This is a genomic window from Prevotella sp., assembly GCF_036570325.1.
Lineage (GTDB): Bacteria > Bacteroidota > Bacteroidia > Bacteroidales > Bacteroidaceae > Prevotella.
On sequence record NZ_DATCYK010000015.1, the window covers coordinates 1 to 5,789 of the forward strand.

Here is a 5,789-nt window from a genome sequence, read left to right on the forward strand (position 1 = left end):
ATGCCACTGAGAATGGTGCGGTCGGTGCCGCTGCCATCGTCGATGGTGAACTGCAGGAGCTTCTTGCTCTTCTTCACACGCTGGCAGTCTTTGATGTGACCTACACGTATGTCGAGCTTCTCAAAGTCCTCAAACGACACCTCGGGCTTTATGGGTTGTGCCTTGTAGGCAGCGGCCTCATTGGCCTTGCGGGTAGCCTCGAGCTTGTCGAGCTGGTGTTGGATGGTGTCGTCTTCTATCTTCTCGAAGAGCAGTTCGGGCTCGGCCAGTTGGTGACCGGGCCGGAGGAGTGTGGTGCTACCCAGCTGGCTCCAATCGAATTGGTCCATGTTGATGAGCCTGCGGAGCTTCTCGCTGGAGAACGGAAGGAAGGGTTCGAAGGCTATGGCGAGGTTGGCCACGAGCTGAAGCGATATGTAGAGAATGGTCTCCACACGCTTCGGATCGGTCTTCCACACCTTCCACGGCTCGCACTCGGTGATGTATTTATTGCCGATACGGGCCAAGTTCATGGCCTCTTTCTGCGCCTCACGGAATTTATATACGTCGAGATAGCTCTCTACCTTGGCCTTCACGTCTTGGAATTCGGCGATAGCCTGACGGTCAACGTCGGTCAGTTCGCCACAAGCGGGCACCACGCCGTCCCAATATTTCTTGGTAAGTTGGAGCGCACGGTTGACAAAGTTGCCGTAAATGGCTACGAGTTCAGAGTTGTTGCGCTCCTGAAAGTCTTTCCAAGTAAAGTTGTTGTCCTTGGTCTCGGGTGCGTTGGCAGTGAGTACATAGCGCAGAACGTCCTGCTTGCCCTCGAAGTCACGCAGGTATTCATGGAGCCAAACGGCCCAATTGCGGCTCGTAGAAATCTTGTCGTTCTCTAAGTTGAGGAACTCGTTGGCGGGCACGTTGTCGGGCAGGATATAGCTACCGTGGGCTTTGAGCATGGTGGGGAATATGACGCAATGGAAGACAATGTTGTCCTTTCCTATGAAATGAACCAATCGGGTGTCGTCTTCTTTCCACCATTTTTCCCACGAGCCCCACTTCTCGGGCTGTGCGTCACAGAGTTCTTTGGTATTGCTGATGTAGCCGATGGGCGCGTCGAACCACACGTAAAGCACCTTACCCTCGGCCCCTTCCACCGGTACGGGGATTCCCCAATCCAAGTCACGCGTCATGGCACGTGGCTGGAGGTCCATGTCGAGCCAGCTCTTGCACTGTCCGTAGACATTGGATCGCCACTCCTTATGCCCGTCGAGAATCCATTGTTTCAGCCATGGCTGATAGTCGTTGAGCGGCAAGTACCAGTTCTTCGTCTTGCGAATGACGGGCTTGGAGCCGCTGATGGTGCTGTGGGGGTTGATGAGTTCCATGGGGCTGAGGTCGCTTCCGCACTTCTCACACTGGTCACCATAGGCGCCGGTGTTATGACAGTGGGGGCATTCGCCCATGATATAGCGGTCGGCCAAGAACTGATGGGCCTCCTCGTCGTAGTATTGTTCGGTCTCCTGCTCTACGAGCTTACCCTCGTCATAGAGCTTCTTGAAGAAGTCGCTGGCCAGCTTGCGGTGGGTGGAGCTGGTGGTACGGCTATACACGTCGAACGAAATGCCGAATTCCTTGAACGACTCTTTAATCATCGTATGGTAGCGGTCGACCACGTCCTGCGGCGTAATGCCTTCCTTCTTTGCCCTGATGGTGATGGGCACACCGTGCTCGTCGCTTCCGCCAATGAAGATAACGTCTTGTTGTTTCAGTCTGAGATAACGGACGTAGATGTCGGCCGGTACATACACGCCGGCCAAGTGGCCGATGTGAACGCCACCGTTGGCGTAGGGAAGCGCGGCGGTGACGGTAGTGCGTTTATAGTTTTTCTGTTCCATTTTAGCTGTTTTATCTTTTACTTTGATGCAAAGATACTCTAAATCAGCGAAATATCCGACAGAAAAGGACAAAAAAGACCTACTTCGGCCCTCCCAAATGGAGGGTGCACCAACTTGCGACTTAGTATCACTATGGTCGTATTCAGCATGTGCATTCCCCCTTTGGGAGGGCCGAGGTTGGTCTTCCTTTAATATTCTTACTTTATTTCAACTGATCCACCTATATAGGGCAAACTCAGAGACATGTGCAAATCCTTGCGTCCAAGGGCCTCTATGATATAGCCATACTGCTTTTTCTTTCTCTTGAATCGGGTGATGACGCACCAGTCGGGAATCTCTATTTTAGAGATTTCATCACCATCATATTCTACCTTTCCTATCACATTCTTTCCGTCATTAAGTTCATTCTTGTTATTTTTTTGCGTGTCCCAAAGGATGGTGCCATCGCTTTGAACCAAAAATGTATGAGAAAAGATAAGATTAACGTCGACGAAGGAATAGAGCGTATCTTTACCGATTTTACCCGTTACTTGAATTTCGTTCTTATTCGGGCGAGGATACTCCATCCATTCATCGGCGCATGACGAGAGAGAGATTAATGATATACAAGCAAAAAGTATGGATAGAATCGTGGGAAAATGTGTTGTTTGTTTCATGACAATTATTGTTTTTTACATGAGTTTTACCAAAATTTTTCTTTATCATAGCCAAAGGCAAAGTAGAGAATTTTATGTGTTGGGAAGCATTAGCTTTCGTTTTTCCTTATGGTAGAGAAAGCGAGGTGCCGGATAAGGGTCAGCTTATCGTGACAATGATTCCCGGTATAGTCAGATACATCTTTGTTGGAGGCACTTTGCCTCCCTTTGCTTCTATGATATAAGCATACAACTTATTCTTTCGGATAACGGTAAGCGTGCACCAATCATAGATTTCAACTTTTGCTATTTCACCATTTTTGTATTCTATTCGTCCAATACTTTGGTCTCCGTCTTTTATTTCAGCATTTTGTTCCCCTTCCATCTGAAAAGTTAATGGTCTACCCTTTGCCCTTACAATCTCAATGTTATTGAGTTTGCAATCTACACCATTAGTGGAATAGATAGTATCCTTGCTTTCCTTTCCGGTCACTTTTATCGTGTTTTTATTCAGTGATGGAATCTCCATGCCTATCGGATCGTCTTTAACGCATGAGGAAAGAAAAAACGCCATGATTGTAATGATACTGAAAGGGATAATATCATGTAAATAACTTCTTGTACTCATATTTTATATTTCTTATTTTATTTATGGTCAATATGTGTTTTTGCTTTCTCTTATTTTATTTTGATAGCTCCACCTATGTAGTATAAAGTCATCATTATTTGTGGGTTTTTGCGGCCGAAATATTCAACGGCATAGGCGTATTGCTTTCTTTTTCTCTTGAACCGAGTGATGGCACACCAATCGGGAATCTCAATTTTAGAAACGGTATTGCCATCATATTCTATCTTTCCTATGAGTTTCTGACCATCTCTTATTTCGGTCTTATTCTCTATATCGTCATTTAATAGATAGGTACCGTCGCTTTTTAAAATCCATACACCGTTTATATCCAATTGTGTACTGGTAGTGGAATAGAGGGTGTCCTTACCATTTTTTTCTGTTACAGTTAGCGAATATTTGTTCGGAAAAGCATATACTTCCATAGTATCCTTGGCACAAGAGGAAAGACAAAATGCCATTACTGCAAGAAGGCAGGCTGTAGTGAGGATATATAAACTGTTTTTTGTTTTCATATTTCTTATTTTATTTATGGTCAATATGTGTTTTTACTTTCTCTTATTTTATTTCAATGGCTCCACCGGTATAGTAAAGGTCCATCATTATTTGTGGGTTTTTGCGGCCGAAATATTCAACGGCGTAGGCGTATTGCTTTCTTTTTCTCTTGAACCGAGTGATGACACACCAATCGGGAATTTCAATTTTAGAAACGGTATTGCCGTCATATTCTATCTTGCCTATGAGTTTCTGACCGTCTCTTATTTCGTTTTTATTCTCTGATTTATAATTTAAAAGGATAGTTCCGTCAGCTTTTTGTATCCATACACTGTTTATATCCGGTGATGTACTGTTGAAAGAATAAAGGGTATCTTTGCCTATCTTTCCCGTAACAGTTAGTTCTCTTGTATTGAGATAAGGGTAAACCTCCATAGAGTCCTTGGCACAAGAGGAAAGGAAAAATGTCATTACTGCAAGAACGCAGGCAATAATCATTGTAAACAATTGTTTTCTTGGTTTCATAGTTTTTGAATTTTGAGCATAATTAGAGTTGATTTTATTCATTATGAGTTCTTTTTGCAGCTTATTACCCGCATGTGTGGTCATTGCGGGATGGGCTTCTATGTTTGTAACTGCGAGGCTATGAAAATATGGTATGGGTTTTCTTTGTTTTAGAGTTCTTTAACATAATAATCTCGTTTTGCCTCTTTTAAACGGTTCCGCGGTAGTGTTTTCAGTTATGTTACGGTGTGTTTTTCTTTAGAAATTTTTGAGGTATGCAGGTAGATCTTCCCTCGTTTTACTTCCTAAAGGGGAAATAAAGAAAGAGCTCGGCTACATGCCGAACTCTTTATGGAAGGATTTGAAGAATATAATTCTTTGCTTTAAACCGGATGGTTCTTTTCTCTCACTTATTCATAGCCTATTTACCGGCTTATTGACTGATGACTTGTCAACGCGTGCTCGCCGCTGGTTTATGACAAATAGTTCAGCACATGCTGTTCCGTAAGGTAGAAGAAGATGGCGGCGAATGCAAAATCGCGCTCGTAGATAATGTTTTTTATACGTTTCTGCTCATCGCTTTTCCATACTTTCCATGCGTCAATGGCCGTGACTATCAGGCCAATGCCGAAAATGATGGCTAATACTAAGTCTTTCATATAGGTTGTTTTATTCTATTATTATTGAGTTAAGAAGCTGTCAATTTCTCCTTTGATGTGTTAATCGGAATATAAATGATGTATAAAAAATATGTTTTACCTTTTATATAGCTGCCAAAGTTACAAAGCATAGCAGTAGTAAAATCGTTCGTTTCATAACCCTATATCGTTTCTTTTGACTTTTACATTGATTTTCTTAATGTCTGTTTTGGGATAAAAGCCCCAAAAGAAGAGGCGACTAAATGCAGGATAACGAGGTCCTAACGGCTTCGTTTCTATATACAATTTGGCAGAGGAAGATGATACAAGCAGCTTTTGAGTAGCTATTTGATAACCAATATTGGGAACTTCTTTCCATCCTATGACCAGCGTGTGCTTGCTAAAATCAATCTGTGGCAGCTCCACGGGAACATAACAAAGCTGCTGAAGTTCGGCCATAGAGTTGATTATACGGACAACAGCCGAGTCCGCTTCCATTTTTTCTGACTTAAAGAAGCAGTCCGAATTTCCTGAAATAGGCAAATGGGCCTCAAAGAACTTCTCTATTTCAGGCGAAACTTTCTGTGGCTGAAAGGTCTCTCCGGAAGCGTCGTCGCCACCGCAACTGCTCAAAGTCGTAAGACATAGGGTGGCAGCAAATAGGTAAAAAATGATTCGGGTTAGTCTCATGGGTGGGTAGTTGGTTTACGGGTGAAACATAAGTGATAAATGATAATGTAAAGTAAGGTAAGATGACACGGTGGTGGTTTATAAATACGAATAAACAAAAAAAAGTGATAGGTATGGGAAAAAGCGAGTTAAATAATTGTAAAAGCAGTGCTTCGGGCGCCTGAAAGGGTAGCTTTCAGCGGCTCAAAGCACTGCTTTTAAAGGGGTAAAGGGCTGCTTTCAGAAAGCAGAAGTTGACAAGCTGATGGGTTGACGGAGCGCAGGTCGAATGTTAGACTTTCTCCGTTGAAACGCTGTCTACTTCATCCTTTGGATAAACTCT

Annotated in this window: 7 protein-coding genes; all 7 read right to left on the reverse strand. The window is 43.6% G+C overall.

Translation table 11 applies throughout. The features are described 5' to 3' along the window. A partial coding sequence (gene metG / locus VIR50_RS01385) for a methionine--tRNA ligase (RefSeq protein ID WP_331933359.1) occupies positions 1 to 1,880 on the reverse strand: 1,880 nt, incomplete at its 3' end. Positions 1,881 to 2,077: 197 nt separating this feature from the next. After that, entirely contained in the window at positions 2,078 to 2,536 is a 459-nt protein-coding gene (locus VIR50_RS01390) for a hypothetical protein (RefSeq protein WP_331933360.1), read from the reverse strand. A 139-nt stretch (positions 2,537 to 2,675) separates the two neighbouring features. Then, positions 2,676 to 3,143: a hypothetical protein gene (locus VIR50_RS01395; RefSeq protein ID WP_331933361.1), complete on the reverse strand. Its 468-nt coding sequence runs from the start codon at positions 3,141 to 3,143 to the stop codon at positions 2,676 to 2,678. Positions 3,144 to 3,193: 50 nt separating this feature from the next. Further along, positions 3,194 to 3,655: a hypothetical protein gene (locus VIR50_RS01400; protein WP_331933362.1), complete on the reverse strand. Its 462-nt coding sequence runs from the start codon at positions 3,653 to 3,655 to the stop codon at positions 3,194 to 3,196. Positions 3,656 to 3,698: 43 nt separating this feature from the next. Next, on the reverse strand, positions 3,699 to 4,160 hold the full coding sequence (locus VIR50_RS01405) for a hypothetical protein (RefSeq protein WP_331933363.1): 462 nt from the start codon (positions 4,158 to 4,160) through the stop codon (positions 3,699 to 3,701). A gap of 452 nt (positions 4,161 to 4,612) precedes the next feature. Continuing rightward, entirely contained in the window at positions 4,613 to 4,798 is a 186-nt protein-coding gene (locus VIR50_RS01410; RefSeq protein ID WP_331933364.1) for a hypothetical protein, read from the reverse strand. A gap of 153 nt (positions 4,799 to 4,951) precedes the next feature. Continuing rightward, positions 4,952 to 5,467 (reverse strand): hypothetical protein, encoded by a 516-nt coding sequence (locus VIR50_RS01415; protein ID WP_331933365.1) that lies wholly within the window; start codon positions 5,465 to 5,467, stop codon positions 4,952 to 4,954. Between the last annotated feature and the right edge of the window lie 322 nt (positions 5,468 to 5,789).